Raw genomic sequence first — 16,137 nt, forward strand, 5'->3', positions numbered from 1 at the left:
GCCCTTCGGGCAAACAAGCGATGTGCGACGAAGGCCGGGAAAGGGTGGATGGAACCAGTTCTGGTAGGGCCGGCCGCTGGCCGGCTCCCCATTGCTTCCGGAAGCATCACCGGGTTGCCGGCCAGCGGCCGGCACTACCAGACATCACCGGGTTGCCGGCCAGCGGCCGGCACTACCAGGCATCACCGGGTTGCCGGCCAGCGGCCGGAACTACCAGGCATCACCTGGTTGCCGGCCAGCGGCCGGCACTACCAGGCACTACCGGGTTGTCGGCCAGCGGCCGGCAACCGGGGAGGCGCCGGGTGAGCCCGGCGCATTCCCTTATCTGCGCTGGTCGGCGCTGGCGTCACGCACGGCGCGGAACGCCTCGTCCTTGCTCCAGTTCGGCCAGCTGCGCGAGTTGGCCAACTGGTTGCCCAGGGTGTACAGCACTTCCAGGTCGCGGGCGGCGCCAGCGAACACCCAGTCCGGCTGCCACTCGTCGCCCTGCTGGTGGTACCGCTTGGCGGTGTAGTCCTCGGACGCCTTCTTGCCCGCCGCGACGCCACCGTCCACCCAGTCCTGCCCTGCCGACCAGGACAGCGCGGGCACGCCACGCTTGGCGAACGGGAAGTGATCGGAGCGGAAGAACAGGCCGGCCTCCGGCTTCGGGTCCGGCGTGTAGCGGATGTCCCAGCCCTTGGCCACGTCCTTCAACTGGTCCAGCAGCTCGAAGCGCGCCGCGCCGTAGATGCCGAAATCGCGCGACGGGCCGAACGGCGCCATGCCGTCCATGTTGATCATCGCCACGGTCTTTTCCAGCGGGTACAGCGGGTGCGTTGCGTAGTACTCCGAACCCAGCAGGCCCTTCTCCTCGGCGGTTACCGCCAGGAACACGACCGAACGCTGCGGACGCGGTGCCTTGGCGAAGCCACGCGCCAGTTCGATCAGCGAGGCGGTGCCGCTGGCGTTGTCCAGCGCGCCGTTGAAGATGCGGTCGCCGCGTGCGTCGGGCTCGCCCACGCCGATGTGGTCCCAGTGCGCGCTGTAGATGAGGGTCTCGTCCGGATGCGTGCTGCCTTCCAGGCGCGCGGCCACGTTGTGCGAGGTGATCACTTCGGTCTTCACCGCGTACTTCGCATCCAGGCTGGCGCCGGTCAGCGGCACCGGGGTGAAGTCACGCTGCTGCGCCTTCTTCTTCAGCGCCTCGAAATCCTGCCCGGCCGAGCGGAACAGTTCGACCGCCAGATCGCGCTGGATCCAGCCTTCCAGCAGCGGATGACTGTCAGCCGGATTGTCGCGCACCACGTCGAACATGGTGTTGGTGTTGGAGCCGGCCACCGTGGCCCAGCCATACGACGCCGGGGCGGTCTCATGCACGATCAGCACGCCGAGTGCGCCCTGGCGTGCGCCTTCTTCGTACTTGTACGGCCAACGGCCATACCAGGTCATGCCCTTGCCGTCGAAGTCGCCCTTGCCGGTTTCGAAGTCCGGGTCGTTGATCAGCACGACGGCGATCTTGCCCTTCAGGTCCACGCCCTTGAAGTCGTCCCAGTTGCGCTCCGGCGCCTTTACGCCATAGCCGAGGAACACCAGCGGTGCCTTGCTGATATCCACGTTGGTGGCGCCGTTCATGGCTGCACGCACGGCGATCTGCTTGCCCTGCTCCAGCGCGATGGTCTTGCCGCCCTGCTGCAGCGACAGCTGCGGGGTGCCGACGATGTCGCCCTTGCGCAGCGGCACGGCCTGGGTCCACAGGCGCTTGCCGTCCTTCAGGTCGCCGCCGGGCTGCAGGCCGGCGTCGGCGAACTGCTTGCTGAGGAAGGCGATGGTCTTCTGTTCGCCGGCGGTGGCCGGGGAGCGGCCTTCGTAGGCGTCGGAGGCCAGTTCCTTGACGTCGGCGGAGATCCGCGCGCCATCGAATTTCGGGGTGGCCGCCATCAGTGCGCTCGACACCGACAGGGCCAGCACGCCCAGTACTACTCGCTTCATTGCTCTCTCCAGCAGGGAAATCGTTCTGGAGTGTAAGGGGTAAGAGGTTCGGCAGGGCTGCGCCCTGCACCCGGCAGCCGCGGTAGTGCCGGCCGCTGGCCGGCAACCTCAACAGCAACAGCAGAAGCTGCATTCCGTGGGATGGCGCTGAGCGTCCGGCTGCGGGGGAGGCCGTAAACCCATCCTTGGGGGCTTGGCCGCGGCATCCATGCAGCGGACACCCCCGCAACCAGACCCTCCCCGCCTTGGACAGATTTCTGCGATCTGTCGGAACGGCGTTCTGTGATGCTGTTGGTAGGTATCGACCTTGGTCGACACGCAACAAGAAGGGGTCAGATCCCTTTCCCGGTGGGAAAGAGCTCTGACCCCATCTGTGCATTACCGAGGTGTCTTACCAGTTCGGGTCTTCGGCCGGGGCGGCGGCGGGCTTGGGCTTGGGCTTGCTGGCCGGGCGCGCTGCGGCGGCCGGGGCGGCCGATGCGGTTGCGCCGGCGGCGGCCTTGGGCTTGCTGCCCAGCTTCTGGCGCAGTTCGATCTGGCCGGGGCGGAAACCACCGCGCATCGCGTCGACGCCCTCTTCCAGGGTGCCGTAGGACGTCTGCGTGGCAACGCGGTCGATGCGGATGGTGCAGCACGGATGCTCGCTGCGGCCGAGCGAACGGCCGGTCTGCGGGTCCTTCAGCTCTTCGCCCAGGCGCACGGCCTGCCAGCGCTGGCCGACCTGCACGGTGTCACCGCCCTGGCTCAGCACTACCTGGTCGCCATCGACGGACACCACCGACACCGGGAACAGCGTGGTGACGATCGTGCTGCCGATCTGCCCGGACAGCGAGTCCATCATCGAGGCGGCCATGCTGCGGCCATTGACCACGCGCGGCAGCGTGCTCGGGCCGGTCGAGGCCAGCTGGTGGTCGAAGCTGTCGGACATCACCACCTGGCCGGTGGTGGCATTGACCAGGCGCAGGGTGATGCGGCCGCCACCGGAATACGAGGTCACCTGGCGATCGGACATGCGCAGGTTGCGCACGCTGCGCGGGTACTCGAACCGTTCGATCGTCGGAATCAGGATCAGGTCGGTCGCCAGCTGCTGGCCAACGCGCGCGGTGTCCTGCAGGCGCACGTTGCCACTGTTGATGTGGTCGATCTCGGCCTGCAGTTCGTCGCCGAACTCGCGGTCCAGCACGATGAAACGCTGGGTCTGGGTAAGCGTGTCGGACAGCCGCGCGCGGATCGCCTGGGCGACCTCGTCGGCGTTCACCCGGCCATCGCCAACGGCATAGCTGCCCGACTTGGTGCGCGGCAGGGCCACCACGATCTTCGGCTTGCCTTCTTCGTCCGGTGCGCGGTACTGGGCAATCTGCGCGCGGACACGCACCTTCCAGTAGCTGCGCATGCTGCGCCGGGTGACATCCGAATCGAAGGAGCTGGCACCGCGCTTGGCGTCTACCTTGACCTGCTCCTCGTAGTTCTCCTTGACGCTGGCCGACGCCGAGCCGCCCTTGGCGGAGGCTTCGCCGGAAGCGCTGGCCGAGGCCGACCCCTTGAAGCTCCAGCCTTCGTCGCTGGCGCGCACGCGGGCGATGGTTTCTTCGTCGAGCTGGCTCACTTCATCCTGCGAGAGGATTTCATAGCCCAGCACCGCGCCCTGCGAGCCGGCAATCATCTGCTGGGAGAACGCGTCGGCGCGGATATCGCCGACGTGTTCACCGTCCACGTCCACATGCAGGCCTGCGCGCAGGCTCTGCATCTGGCTGGCCACGCGTACGCCGTTGACCTGGGCCACGGCCGACTGCAATGCCGCCAGCACCGCCAGTTCCGGGGTGCTGCCGATACCGTCGGCTTCACGCGCGACCTGGGTGGTGCCGCCGAAATCCGGCGTGCCACGCAGGGGCGCTTCCTGCACCGGCGCATTGCTGGCCAGTGCACTGGCAGCCTTGTCCTTGGCCGGAGCGGTTTCTGCCGGTGCATCCTGCTTGCCGCAGGCTGCCAGCAGGGCCGCTGCCAGACCCAGGCCGATCAATCGAGTCGTCGTACGCATGCGGAGCTGCCTCGTATCAGAGCGAATCCAGCATCGAATCGGCGTTGGACGGCACCTTCACCTTGCTCTTCTTGGCGAAGGTCACAGCCGACTTGGTCGAGCCGTACAGGCCCTTGATGAAGCCCGGCGATTCCTTGGCAACCCAGGCACCGGCGGCCAGCTTGCGGCCAACGGTGGCCATCTGGGTGGCGCCCAGGTTCTTCATGCCGGCCGCAAAGCCGCTGGCTTCGCCGCTCAACTTCTGTGCTTCGGCAGCCGAGGCCAGCAGCGAGACCAGGCCTTCGGCGTAGTGCTGCTTGGATTCAGCGTTCAGTTCCGGCTGTGCAGCCTGGCGCTCGTCGATGGCGGCCTGGGCGGCTTCGCTGACCGACACCGACTTCTTCATCGCATCGACGTTCACCGAACCAGACGACAGCGCCTGGCGCTCGGCTTCCAGCAGCTGCACCTGCTCGGCCAGGCCGAAGGCACGGGCGAAGGAGGTCTGTGCCTGCAGCGAGTGCGACTGCGAGCTGACGAAACGACGGACCAGCGCTTCCTGCGCGGCTTCGTCCGGGGCGGCAGCGCTGGCGCTGCTGCTGGAGCTGCCGGTGGCGCCGCCGGCCAGGTCCTTCAGCTTGCCGAACTGGGCGTGGGCCGGCATCGACAGGGTGGCGGCCGCGATGGCCACGACGAGAGCGGTATTACGGATCATGGAAGAGTCCTTTGGGAGAGACGGCCGCAATGCGGCGCGCGGGATCGGGGATAGCAGCGGGTGGGTGCCGAGCACGCTCGGCACCCACCAGAGCCGGTAGCGCCGGGCCATGCCCGGCGATCGCAGCGGTAACGTCAGCGGACCGCCTTGACGTTCAGTTCGTTGATCATCTGCTGGGCGGCCTTTTCGGCAGCCAGCTGCAGTGCATTGGTGCGGGCGACGGTTTCGTTCGGGCCGGTACCGGAGAACTGCACCGGGCCCACCGACGACACGGTGCGCGGGAAGCGACCGGTCACGTCCAGCACCTTGCCGGTGACAGTGACGAACACGCGGGTGTTGCCGCTGGCCGGATCACGGTCGCGCATGCCGACGTCGAGGGTACCGACGGCGATGTACGGGATGTTCGCCGCACGGATGCCGTTGGCGGTATCGCGCAGGGTGGCCGCGGAGAGATCGTTGCCGGTGCTGAAGTCCTTGCGGATGCGCTCGATGCTGAGCAGGCCGCGCGACTCGCCTTCCACGTATTCGGCTTCAACCACTTCGTAGCCGGCGGCGCTGAAGGCACCGGTCATGGCCGTGTTGACTTCGGCGGCGTTGGCCACCTTCCAGCTGATGTTGTCGCTGCGGGCGGTAGTGCTGCCGCCGCTGGTGACCGACACCGAACCGTTCTGGTTGATGCTGCCGTTGGTGCTGACCGAGTTGCCGCGGAAGCTGTCGCCCTCACGGGTGTTTTCGCTGTAGCTGCTGCTGGCGTCGACGCGGCGGTATTCCTTGTCCTGGAACGACTGCACGGTGTCCTGCGAGCGCGCCATGAACAGGAAGGTCAGCAGCGAGCGCTGTGCAGCGGTGGCACCGGCCACGGCCGAACCGGCATCCAGCTTGGTCTGCAGCAGGGTGGTGTTGATTTCGGCGCGGACGGTGACGCTGTAGGTCTTGGCCTTCTTGTCTTCGTTGTCCGACAGCTGCACGGCGCTGAGCACGTAGCGGTCGATTTCACCGAGGAACTCGGCGCGACGCGATTCGAACAGGCGCAGCTTGGCCGCACCGGATTCGGCGATGTACGCCTCCAGTGCATTGGCCTTGGCCTTGTTCAGGGCCTGCGCACGGGTATCGGCACTCAGGCGCAGGCTGTAGCTGGCCGAACCGGTACCGCGCGAGCTGGCGGTCTGCGCGGCGACCGGCGAGGCCAACGCCAGGGCGATGAGGATGAGCAGGATGGTACGCATCAACGACATGATTTGATCAACTCCTGGAGGGCTTGGGTCTGTTGCTGCAGCGGGCGTCCGCCGGGCTTCTGCTCGTCCAGCCAGGCGCGCGAATCGGCACGCTTGGCGGCGGCGCCGGCGAAGGCATCGAAGCCGGCCAGCAGGGTTTCGTAGCTGGCCGACCACTGGTCGACCTGCCACTGCGTGACCGGCACCACCTTGGTGGCGCCCTTGCGCAGCGGCTGTTCGAAGTACACCTTGCCGGAGAACGGCTCGGTGACCTTGGCGGTGAAGAACGCGCCGAACAGCATCGTCTTCATCGCCGGCGTTTCACTGATGACGCCGTTCTTCAGCGCATCCACCTGCAGGCTGATGACGTAGTCGGCCTCGGGAATCTTCAGCTGGTAGACCTTGCCGTCGGCAAAGCGTGCGGCCATGGCACCGCCGATCGCCTGGCCCGAGGCCGGCGGCAGCAGGCCGACACCGGTATTGGACGACAGCGTCTTGGACAGCTCATGGGCCAGCGTGGCGCGCAGCGGCCCGGCCCACTTCGGGTCGGGCAGCTTGGCCAGCGTGGCGTCGGACAAGGTCACCGCACCCACCTGCAGGCGACGCGTGGCCGCTTCCGGCAGCTTGGCCTGGGCCAGGGTGGTGGCCAGCACCTGCGACAGGCTGGTATCGGCACCGCCGTACAGCAGATCGGCGACGATCGCATCGATATCGTCGCTGTCCGGGCGGTACTCCTGCACGTCGATGCGCTGCAGGGTAAGTGGATAGGAGGCGATCACCTGGCGCTCGCGGAAATCGAAGAACAGCGCCTGCAGTGCCACTTCCACCAGCACCTTGTACTGGTCGCCGATCGGTTCGACCGATACCAGCTCGCGGTCCAGCGCAGCGGCCAGCACCACGGCGCTGGTGGTGCCGTCGAGCATCGCCACCGGCTGGTCGATCAGTTCCAGGTTGGCCGGTGCGCGGCGCTTGAGCGCCTGTGCCAGGGTCTGGTTGAGCGGAATCAGGCCACGCTTTTCCAGCACGGCATGCGCATGCGGGGTGGTCGCCTGTACGGCGGCGGCGTCAGCGGTATAGGCAAAGCCGGCCCAGTAGGCCTGCTGCGATTTGTCTGCGGCCTGGCTGGCCAACGGCCATACGGCCAGGCACAGGGCATAGGCAAGCAGGCGCGCAAAAGCGCGCGGTGCGCTCTTCGTCCTTGAAAACATCCAACCGCTCCTCGGTCACGACACACGAATGACAGGCGCGAACACGCCCGCTGGGCGCGAAACATAGCCGCTCCGGGGCAAACCGACAAGTGCTGACCTTGTCGGCTTCAATTTTCCTGCGGCAGGCCGGCCCGTTGCCGCAACAGGGTCCGCTCTGCCTGGTTCTGGCTCAGCGCCGCTGCCGAGGCGAATGCGTCACGCGCGTCCTGCTCACGTCCCAGCTGCTGCAGCAGTTCGCCCCGCACCACCATCAGCGGTGCGTAGCCCTGCAGGCGTGGCTCATCCAGCAGCGGCTGCAACAGTGCCCATGCCGCGAACGCGCCTTCGCTGCGCGACACCGCCACCACCCGGTTCAATGCCACCACCGGCGATGGCATCACCTGCAGCAGTTGTGCATACAGTGCAGCGATGCGCGCCCAGTCGGTGTCTTCGGCACGCCGCGCACTGGCATGGCAGAAAGCGATCCGCGCCTGCAGCACATAGGGGTCATCGCCGCCACCCGCCGACACCGCACGCGCCAGTGCCTGCTGGCCGCGTTCGATCTGCAGCCAGTCCCAGCGCGCCCGGTTCTGCTGGTCCAGCAGGATCGGCGCACCCTGCGCATCCACCCGTGCCGCCGCGCGCGAGGCCTGCAGTTCCATCAGCGCCAACAGCCCCAGCACCGGCGGTGCCGGCATGCGATGGGCGAGGATGCGCGCCAGCCGCAGCGCCTCAGCGCACAGCGCCGGTCGCATCCAGTCGTCACCCGCACTGGCTGCATAGCCTTCGTTGAACACCAGGTAGATCGCCTCCAGCACCGAGGCCAGTCGTGCCGGCAATGCATCGGCACGGGGCACTTCATAAGGGATCTTCTTCTGCGCCAACGTGCGCTTGGCACGCACGATGCGCTGGGCGATGGTCGGTTCCGGCTGCAGGAACGCGCGGGCGATCTCGGTCGTGGTCAGCCCGCCCAGCAGGCGCAGGCTCAGCGCCACCCGCGCATCGGCAGGCAGCACCGGATGGCAGGCCACGAACATCAGCCGCAGCAGGTCATCGCCGATGTCGTCTTCCAGCGCCTGGCTGTCGTCGGGCGCGGGCAATGCGGCCGGATGCAGTTCCTCTCCCCATTGCGCATGCTGCTGCGCCACCCGACGGTGCTGGCGCAGCACATCGATCGCACGGTTGCGCGCGGTGGTCATCAGCCAGGCTCCAGGATTGTCCGGGATGCCCTGCACCGGCCAACGCTCCAGCGCGGCCAGCCAGGTGTCCTGGGCCAGCTCTTCGGCACGACCGACATCGCCGCCGAGCAGGCGCGCCAGGCGCGCGATCAACACTGGCGATTCCATCCGCCAGAGGGTGTCCAGGCGCTGGCTCAGGGCGGGCTCGTGCATGCGCCGATCACAGCATGCGGGCCCGGCCCGCACAAGCGCCGGCGTTCACGCTTCCACGATCGGCTTGAAGCCGCCCCAGAACATGCGCTTGGTATCGAACGGCATGTCCTTCGGGCCGATATGCGCCAGCCGCGGGTCGGCCATCACCTTCTTGTTGATGCGGTCGCGCGCGGCACGCGTGCGGAACACCACGAAGGCCACGATCACCGTTTCGCCCGGCTTGAGCTTCACCGCCTGCGGGAATGAGGTCGATTTGCCGGGTTGCACGTCATCGGCCACGCATTCCATGTACTGCAGCGCGCCATGGTCCTTCCACACTGCGCCGGCCTGGCGGGCAAGGCGGCGATAGGCCGCCACCTTGTCCTGCGGGCACGGCAATACGTAAGCATCCACGTAAGCCATCGGGATTCTCCCTGCGGCGGCCGCTCAGCCCGGCTCGCCGTCCATGTGTGCGATTTCCCAGAGATGCCCATCCAGGTCCTGGAAGCCGCGCTGGTACATGAAGCCGTAGTCGCGCGCCGGCTGCGGTTCGCTGGCACCGGCGGCCAGCGCCTTGTCCACCATGGCGTCCACCGCCTTGCGGCTGTCAGCCGACAGGCAGGTGATCACCTCGGTCTGCGCATGCGCATCGGCGATGCCCTTGGTGGTGAACTGCTGGAAGAACGGCTTGACCAGCAGCATCACGAAGATGCTCTCGCTGACCACCATGCAGGCGGCGTTCTCGTCGGTGAAGGCCGGGTTGAAGCTGTAGCCCAACGCGGCGAAGAACGCCTTGGCTTTTTCCAGATCCTGCACGGGCAGGTTGACGAAGATCATCTGCGGTTGCGGTGTACTCATCGGTGCGGTTCCCTGCGATGGATGGAGAAAAGGAAAATCAGGGCTGCTTCATGCAGTTGACCATCCACGGCTTGCCGTAGCGGTCGGTCAACATGCCCCAGCGGTGGGCCCAGAAGGTTTCGGCGATCGGCATCTGCACCTGGCCACCCTCGGCCAGCGCCGCGAAAACACGCTCGGCTTCTTCGATGCTGTCCACGTCGACGTTGATGGTGGTCGAACCACCCTCGCCGCCGCCGGGACCATCGGCTGCCATCAGGATCGCCGCGCCGATCTCCAGCTGGCTGTGGGCCACATGGTCGAGGGTGTCGGCCGGCATCTCATTGCAGCCCGGCGAGCCGTCGGACGGCGGCATGTCGCGGTACTTCATCTCCGACGTGACCTGGCCGCCAAGCGCCTTGGCGTAGAACGCCATTGCGTCGTGGGCCTGGCCGCTGAAGCCGAGGAAGGGAATCAGTTTCATGGGAATGCTCCGTAGGATGGGATGAATGCGCGGCCGTGCTCAGGCACGGTCGAGCTGCTCACGCAGACGCTGTTCCTGCTGCTGTAATTCAGGGGTGAAGGCTTCGCCGAAGTCTTCGGCCGAGATCAGCGGGCGCAGTTCGAGGGCACCGCCCGCGCCGAAGGGCGCACGGCTGGCCCATTCGGTGGCCTCGTCCAGCGAGCGCACCTCCCACAGCCAGAACCCAGCGATCTGCTCGCCAGCCGGGCCGAACGGGCCGGTCTCGACCTGCGGCGCGCCGCTGCCGAAATGAATGCGGCGGCCACGCTGGGTGGCATGCAGGCCTTCCCCGGCGAGCATGATGCCGGCGGCCACCAGTTGTTCGTTGTAGGCGCCCATGGCGGCCAGTTCCTGTTCGCTGGGCATGCGCCCGGCTTCGGAATCGGCGTTGGCTTTGACGATCACCATCACTTTCATTGCGGTCTCCGCTGGGCTGCGGGTGCGTGCCCTTCCCTCTTACAACGAACCAGGGGCGCGAGGATCGACACCGTCGTGCGAATTATTTTTCCTGCGGAGAGCGCGCCTTCGGCGGGGATCGGCGAACGGCGGGGCCCCTCCGTGGTGGGGTTGGTTGGTCGTGAAGAGCTGCATCTCTGTGGGTTGGCCGGGCGGGTGGGCTGCGCAGGGGACGCCGTGAATACGTCCCTGTAGGCTCGGGCGCGCCATCCATGGCGCTTACGCCCCTGCGCAACCCACCCGCCCGGCCACGGACAGATTCCTGCCTCCGATCCACCACGGGAAGATCAGGAAAAAAGGCAGAAGCAACAGCAAAGGCGGTTGGCTGGCGGCCTCGGCTTTGCGAGCGAAGCGACCCGCTTTTTGCCTTTGTTTGTGATTTTCCGTGGTGGACGCCGCAGGAAACTGTCCAGGGCCGGGTGGGTAGGCGGGGCGGGGGTGTCCGCGGCATGGATGCCGCGGCCAAGCCCCCAGGGATGGGTTCACGGCGTCCCCCGACCCGCCTACCCACCCGGCCAATCCCATGGCTCATGCTTGTGCTTGTGCTTCCACCACGGAGGGGCCCCGCCGTTCGCCGATCCCCGCCGAAGGCGCGCTTCCCGCTCTGCCTTTCGCAGTGCAGCATGCCCCCGCGCAAACCTGCGCGATCATGGTCCCCCCGCCCCCGCCAGGACTCCGCCATGCAGCAGTACCTGCTTCTGATCTACATTGACCCGTCACTGCTGCGCACACTGCCCATCGACGACTTCAATACGTTGATGCGCGACTGCCTCGCCCATGCCGACAAACTGCAGGCCGAAGGCACGTTGCTGGCCGCGCAGAAACTGCAGCCGATCGAATCGGCGCAGACCCTGCGCGTGCGCGATGGCCACAGCCGGGTACTCGATGGCCCCTTCGCCGAAACCCGCGAACTGCTGGCCGGCTTCAACCTGATCGTGGCCCGTGACCGCGATGAGGCCATGCGTATCGCCCAGGGCTTCCCGTGGGCCCGCTTCGGCAGCATCGAGGTGCGGCCGCTGGAAGACATGGACGCCGAGCGCGAACGCTGCGGCGCCCCGGCCGCGGCTATGGCAGCAGCCGTACCCTGATGTCGCGCGGGCCCACGCCTTCGTTGCCGCTGTAGTCGCGCGCACTGGCACGCACGATGTACTCGCCCGGCGGCAACGCCGCCGGCTGCCAGCGCCCGGTTTCCATCAGCCCATCGCGCACGGTGTTGGTCACCAGATAACGGAAGCGGGTGACCGCGCTGCCATGCACGGTGATGCCGCTGTCGGGTGCGTAAGCCACTTTCACCGCCTGCTTCTGCGGTGGCATGCGGTTGAAGACGATGTTCCAGCGCGGCTGCTCGTAGCCCTGCAGTGGCTGCCCGGCGGCATCGAGGATCTGGTAGCCCACCTGGTACGGCCCCAGCCGACGACGCGGCAGGTTGTTGTCCACCTGGTCCCAGGCCTCCACCACGATCTGCACGCCGCGTCCCTGCCGGGCCAGCATCACCACGCCATCGCTGCCGGCGGCCAGTGGCTGGTCGTTATCGTCCAGCAGCGCCACATCGGTGATGCGCGGCGCGAAGTGGTCGGCATAGCCCTTGAACCCCAGCGCCACCGCATTGGTCTCGAAACCGCCATTGCCCACGGCCAGGTGCACGTGCGCCTGGTTGTTGATGCTGCCCAGGCGGTCGCCGACGTGGATGCGTGTACCACGGCGCACGCGGATCCGCTCCAGCGTGCCGTCTTCGGCGTACAGCGGCTGCCAGCGCGCGTCGAACGGTTCGCCGCGTGGCGTACGACCGACGCGCATGTGGATGTACTTCAACCGGTCCACGGCCAGGCCTTCGGCCTGTCCGCCCAGGCTCCAGGCGGCAATCGGGCTGCTGATCTTGCCCTCGGCGATCGCCAGTACGGTCTGGCCGACATCGCCGCGCACATCGAAGCCGCCGTGCAGGTGGTGGCGGCTCTCACCCTGGAAGGTGCCGCGCACCTCGCCGAGTGTGCCGACCACTTCGTGCCAGCCATCCTGCGGTGCCAGTGGCCAGCGTCCGCCACTGTCCGGCAGCGCCGCATCCGAGGCCGGGCCCACCAGCGCCGGTGCGGGCAGTTCACCCACCGGCAACGGGCGCAGGCGATGCAGGCGATAAGCCGCGGAATCGGCCACCAGCAGGGTGCCGTCGGCCTCTACCGCCAGACCGCTCGGGCGCGCCAGGCGTGGCAGGCGGTCATTGCCCAGCAGTGCCAGCTGATGTCCCTGCGGGGTCACCTGCACGATGCGTCCATCCAGGTCACCCACGTACAGCACGCCGTCATGCGTGGTGGCCAGTGACAGCGGGCCATTGATGACCTCCCCGCGGCCAACGACGGTGCTGACCATGCCATCGGTGCCGACGCGACGCACTGCGTTGTTGAACAGATCGGCCACCAGCAGTGCGCCGTGCGCATCGAAGGCCAGCGCCACCGGTGTATCGAAACGAGCGTCAGCGCCGACCGCATCGGCGAAGCCCGGGCGGTCGCCGCCGGCCAACGTACGCACGTTGCCATCGGTACCGATCACCCGGATGCGGTCATTCCAGGTATCAGCCACATAGACCTGTCCCTGCGCATCCACGGCGATGCCCATCGGCCCATCGAAGCGCGCCTGCGCGGCAGGACCATCGGCGAAGCCTTGCTGGCCACCGGCCAGCGTCGTCACCTGTCCATCGGTACTGACGCGCCGGATCGCATGATTGCCGGTGTCGGCCACATACAGGTTGCCCTGCGCATCGGCGGCAATACCCGAAGGCGTGTTGAAACTTGCCTGCAGGGCAGGCCCATCAACACGACCCTCGCCCTGCCCCGCTACCGTTTCAATACGGCCATCGGCCAGGCGGCGGCGAATACGGTTGTTGTCACCGGCATCGGTGAAGTAGACGCTGCCATCGGCACTGGCCAGCAGCGCGTAGGGGTCGGCAAAGCGTGCCTGCGCCGAGGCGCCATCGCGATTACCCGGATGACCGTCGCCGGCCAGCAGCTCGATCTGTGCGGTCCAGCCCAGCGGCGTGGCGGCCGGGCCGCTCGCTACTGTCGGGCCCGATGCCGGGAACTCCCACCAGGTTGCCGCCAGCGCCACCGCTGTTGCCACCACTACGCCTGCCGCCATCCAATGCCGCCGTGCCATCGTTCCTGTTCGCCTGCCAGACCGTGAAGAGGGTCAGACGATAGTCGCTGCACTCCCGGCTGCCAAGGCCACGCCGCTGCAAATGCGGGGGTGCTTGTGGTGGCAGCCCTTTGCGGGTTCAAATCAACGCACTTCGCATTCAAATCAACGCACTTTCCAAGGATGGATGCCGTCATGTCCCGACCTACCCTGCCTCTCGCCGCGCTGCTGCTCACCGTGCTGGCGGCAGCATCTGCACACGCCGTCGAGCCCCATCCCGAGGCGCCAGCGCAGGAGATCGCGGATACCCCCTTTTCCGCCTACCAGCAACGGTGGGAGTCGGCGTTGATGATGGCCGGCAGCGGCAACATGCTGGGTGCCATGATCGCGTTCGAACGGCTGATGGACGATCCGTTGTTCGCCCGTCTCGAGCCCGCCGTGCGTGGGCGCAACGCGCAGATCGCCGGTGCCACCGCGTTGATGCAGGATGCCCCCGGCGTTGCCCGCCGCTACCTGCAGCAGGCACTGACCGCGCTGCCGAACGACCCGGCCACGCTGGCCACCCTGGTATCGGTGGAACTGGCCGAGGACAACACCGCCGCCGCAACCCTACACCTGCTGCAAGCGGCCACCCATGCAGATGCCCCCGTGCAGGTTGATACGCAGACCGTCAGCTACCTGCAGTACACGCTGCGTGCGCAGCCGGCTCAACGCATGGCCCTGCTGAAGAGCCTGTTCGACAACCAGTGGACGGGGGATGGCGTTGAACCCACCGGCCTCTGGCTGGTGCTGGCGACATTGCAGGTCGAGCACGGCCGCAGCGCAGAGGCAGCTGCCACGATTGCCCGCATCGATACACCGTTGGAGGTGATCGCATTGCGCAGCGACAAGCGCTTCGACCGCTACGTCGATCGCCGCGATCCGCGGTTCGATCCGCAGCAGGTGGCACAGCGCAAGCTGGATGACCTGCGCGTGTCGGGCCTGCTCGATCGCCGCTTGAATGCCAAGCTGGCTGCGTTCGGCTTCATCCAGCTGATGGTGGGCGAGAACGAGCAGATCGTGCAGTTCACCGATGACATGGCGCGGATGGTCAGTGCCGGCCAGCGTCCTGCGGGTGAGGAGGCAACCTGGCTGGCGTGGCTGCTGGACTACCGCACGCTGGCACTGCGCCGGCTGGATCGCATCGACGACTCGGTGGCGGCCGCACGACTGACCGATGCGGTCGGTGCTCTTGGCCCGGACGCGGCGGAGCACCGCATGAACCTGGCCTTCATGCTGTCTGCCACTGGCCACGAACGCGAGAGCGACACCCTGCTTGCCGGCATGGACGGGCTGTCGCCCTTCGGGCTGGCGGCGCGCGCCTACCTGACCTTCGTGCATGCGCGCGAGAACAACGATCCGGCGGCAGCGGCGGCCGCGCGCGCGGAAATCGTCGGCCACCGCAAGGACGCACCCCAGATCCATATGGAGCTGCTGATTGAAGAAGGCGACATGGAGGCCGCCGCAGCCGCGCTGATAAGCCAACTGGAATCCGCAGAGGATCGCACCGACGCACTGCTCAGCCTGCAGGACATGCGCGTGTATCCCTCGCTGCCGGCGGAGCGGGTGGCCGACGAACGCTGGCGCGAACTGAAACAGCGTGCCGATGTGCGTGCCGCGATCAACCGCGTCGGCCGGATTGAGCGCTACCCTCTCTACAGCATTTCCACATCGCGCTGATCGCCGGTCATTTCGCCGGCACTTCGATACGGATGCCCATCGCCTCGCGATAGCGGGTGTACAGGGCCATCACCTTGTCCACGTAGGCAAGGGTTTCGGCATACGGTGGCACGCCCTTGTAGCGCGCCACCGCACCGATGCCGGCGTTGTAGGCCGCCGCTGCCAGCGGACGGTCGCCGTTGTAGCGACGCAGCAGCGCGCGCATATAGCGGGCGCCGCCGTCGATGGACTGCTGCGGCGAGAACGGGTCGCGCACGCCGTATTCCAGCGCGGTGTCCGGCATCAGCTGCATCACGCCCTGCGCGCCCTTGCTGGACACCGCCAGCGCGTCGAAATTGCTTTCGGCGTGGGCGATCGCCCGCAACCAGGCATCGTCCACGCCGGTGGCCTTGGCCGCCGCCTTGAACTGTTTTGCGTGCTGGGCCAGCTGGGGCTTGCCGACCTTGCCCAGGCCTTCATGCGCCGGTTCGCCCGGCGGTGTGGCTACGGTGAACTTCAGGAACACCCGCGAGCCAGGCAGGTTGCGGGTGGAGTAGACAAGCTTGCCGTCCTGCTCGCGCTCGTACAGCACGCCACTGAACACGCCCATGTTGCCCCACAGGTTGGGGGTCTGCACGGCGCTGTCCTCGATCTCCTTCGGCGTGCAGCGCGAGCCGGGCTCCGGTGCGGTGGCCAGGCTGACGGTGTTGCCCTGCACGCAGCGGTAGACCGTGCGCGCAGCGGCCAGCCCTGGCCACAGGCCAGACAGCAGCAACAGCGCGACGAGGGCGGGACGGAGGGACATGGCGGCGGGATGATCCGGCTGCGGCCGCTAACACTGAGTGAATGGGGGTTCGGCCGGGTGGCGCCCGGCACCCGCAGAAGCAACGGCCGCAGCAACGGCAATGGCAACGGCAACAGCAACAGCGGGCTATCCGTGGGATGGCGGGGTGGGTCCGGTTGCGGGGGACGCCGTAAACCCATCCCTGGGGGCTTGGCCGCGGCATCCATGCCGCGGACACCCCCGCA

The 16,137-nt window shown here is 67.4% G+C and carries 14 protein-coding genes; 2 read left to right on the forward strand and 12 right to left on the reverse strand.

All coding sequences use genetic code 11. From position 1 onward, the window contains the following. Nucleotides 1-321: 321 nt before the first annotated feature. The 10 genes from M2299_RS17530 to M2299_RS17575 all read right to left on the reverse strand — a co-directional run bounded on the left by M2299_RS17530 (nt 322) and on the right by M2299_RS17575 (nt 10,245). Nucleotides 322-1,971 carry a M28 family metallopeptidase gene (locus M2299_RS17530; protein WP_099841824.1) on the reverse strand — a complete coding sequence of 550 codons (1,650 nt, stop codon included), beginning with the start codon at nt 1,969-1,971 and terminating at the stop codon, nt 322-324. 391 nt (nt 1,972-2,362) lie between these two features. After that, nucleotides 2,363-4,009 carry a CsgG/HfaB family protein gene (locus M2299_RS17535; protein ID WP_280884751.1) on the reverse strand — a complete coding sequence of 549 codons (1,647 nt, stop codon included), beginning with the start codon at nt 4,007-4,009 and terminating at the stop codon, nt 2,363-2,365. Between the two features lie 16 nt (nt 4,010-4,025). After that, nucleotides 4,026-4,700 (reverse strand): hypothetical protein, encoded by a 675-nt coding sequence (locus M2299_RS17540; protein ID WP_025878387.1) that lies wholly within the window; start codon nt 4,698-4,700, stop codon nt 4,026-4,028. A gap of 134 nt (nt 4,701-4,834) precedes the next feature. After that, nucleotides 4,835-5,935 carry a hypothetical protein gene (locus M2299_RS17545; protein ID WP_280884752.1) on the reverse strand — a complete coding sequence of 367 codons (1,101 nt, stop codon included), beginning with the start codon at nt 5,933-5,935 and terminating at the stop codon, nt 4,835-4,837. After that, nucleotides 5,926-7,122: a hypothetical protein gene (locus M2299_RS17550; RefSeq protein WP_025878385.1), complete on the reverse strand. Its 1,197-nt coding sequence runs from the start codon at nt 7,120-7,122 to the stop codon at nt 5,926-5,928. Before M2299_RS17550 ends, M2299_RS17545 begins: the two co-directional genes overlap by 10 nt. Before the next feature lie 107 nt (nt 7,123-7,229). Beyond that, a complete protein-coding gene (locus tag M2299_RS17555; protein WP_099782657.1) occupies nt 7,230-8,492 on the reverse strand; it encodes a sigma-70 family RNA polymerase sigma factor in 1,263 nt (420 codons plus the stop codon). Nucleotides 8,493-8,537: 45 nt separating this feature from the next. Further along, nucleotides 8,538-8,894, reverse strand: coding sequence for a DUF1428 domain-containing protein (locus M2299_RS17560; protein ID WP_025878383.1), 357 nt, complete (start codon nt 8,892-8,894; stop codon nt 8,538-8,540). Nucleotides 8,895-8,918: 24 nt separating this feature from the next. After that, a complete protein-coding gene (locus tag M2299_RS17565; RefSeq protein ID WP_025878382.1) occupies nt 8,919-9,329 on the reverse strand; it encodes a VOC family protein in 411 nt (136 codons plus the stop codon). A gap of 37 nt (nt 9,330-9,366) precedes the next feature. After that, nucleotides 9,367-9,789 (reverse strand): VOC family protein, encoded by a 423-nt coding sequence (locus tag M2299_RS17570; protein WP_025878381.1) that lies wholly within the window; start codon nt 9,787-9,789, stop codon nt 9,367-9,369. A 39-nt stretch (nt 9,790-9,828) separates the two neighbouring features. Next, nucleotides 9,829-10,245, reverse strand: a complete 417-nt coding sequence (locus M2299_RS17575; protein WP_099841820.1) for a YciI family protein — start codon at nt 10,243-10,245, stop codon at nt 9,829-9,831. Nucleotides 10,246-10,964: 719 nt separating this feature from the next. Here M2299_RS17575 and M2299_RS17580 point away from each other — a divergent pair. Further along, complete coding sequence (locus M2299_RS17580) at nt 10,965-11,372, forward strand: YciI family protein (protein ID WP_049464203.1); 408 nt, start codon at nt 10,965-10,967, stop codon at nt 11,370-11,372. On the opposite strand, the gene M2299_RS17585 is transcribed toward M2299_RS17580, so the two are convergent. Further along, complete coding sequence (locus M2299_RS17585) at nt 11,350-13,431, reverse strand: SMP-30/gluconolactonase/LRE family protein (protein WP_099782651.1); 2,082 nt, start codon at nt 13,429-13,431, stop codon at nt 11,350-11,352. The genes M2299_RS17580 and M2299_RS17585 overlap by 23 nt on opposite strands. A 174-nt stretch (nt 13,432-13,605) precedes the next feature. Between M2299_RS17585 and M2299_RS17590 the strand changes: the two genes are divergently transcribed. Next, on the forward strand, nt 13,606-15,129 hold the full coding sequence (locus tag M2299_RS17590) for a hypothetical protein (RefSeq protein WP_223484550.1): 1,524 nt from the start codon (nt 13,606-13,608) through the stop codon (nt 15,127-15,129). Between the two features lie 7 nt (nt 15,130-15,136). Here M2299_RS17590 and M2299_RS17595 read toward each other — a convergent pair whose 3' ends face one another. After that, on the reverse strand, nt 15,137-15,913 hold the full coding sequence (locus tag M2299_RS17595) for a lytic transglycosylase domain-containing protein (protein ID WP_033830232.1): 777 nt from the start codon (nt 15,911-15,913) through the stop codon (nt 15,137-15,139). Nucleotides 15,914-16,137: the final 224 nt, after the last annotated feature.

It is taken from the genome of Stenotrophomonas sp. 1278, assembly GCF_029892765.1.
Lineage (GTDB): Bacteria > Pseudomonadota > Gammaproteobacteria > Xanthomonadales > Xanthomonadaceae > Stenotrophomonas > Stenotrophomonas indicatrix.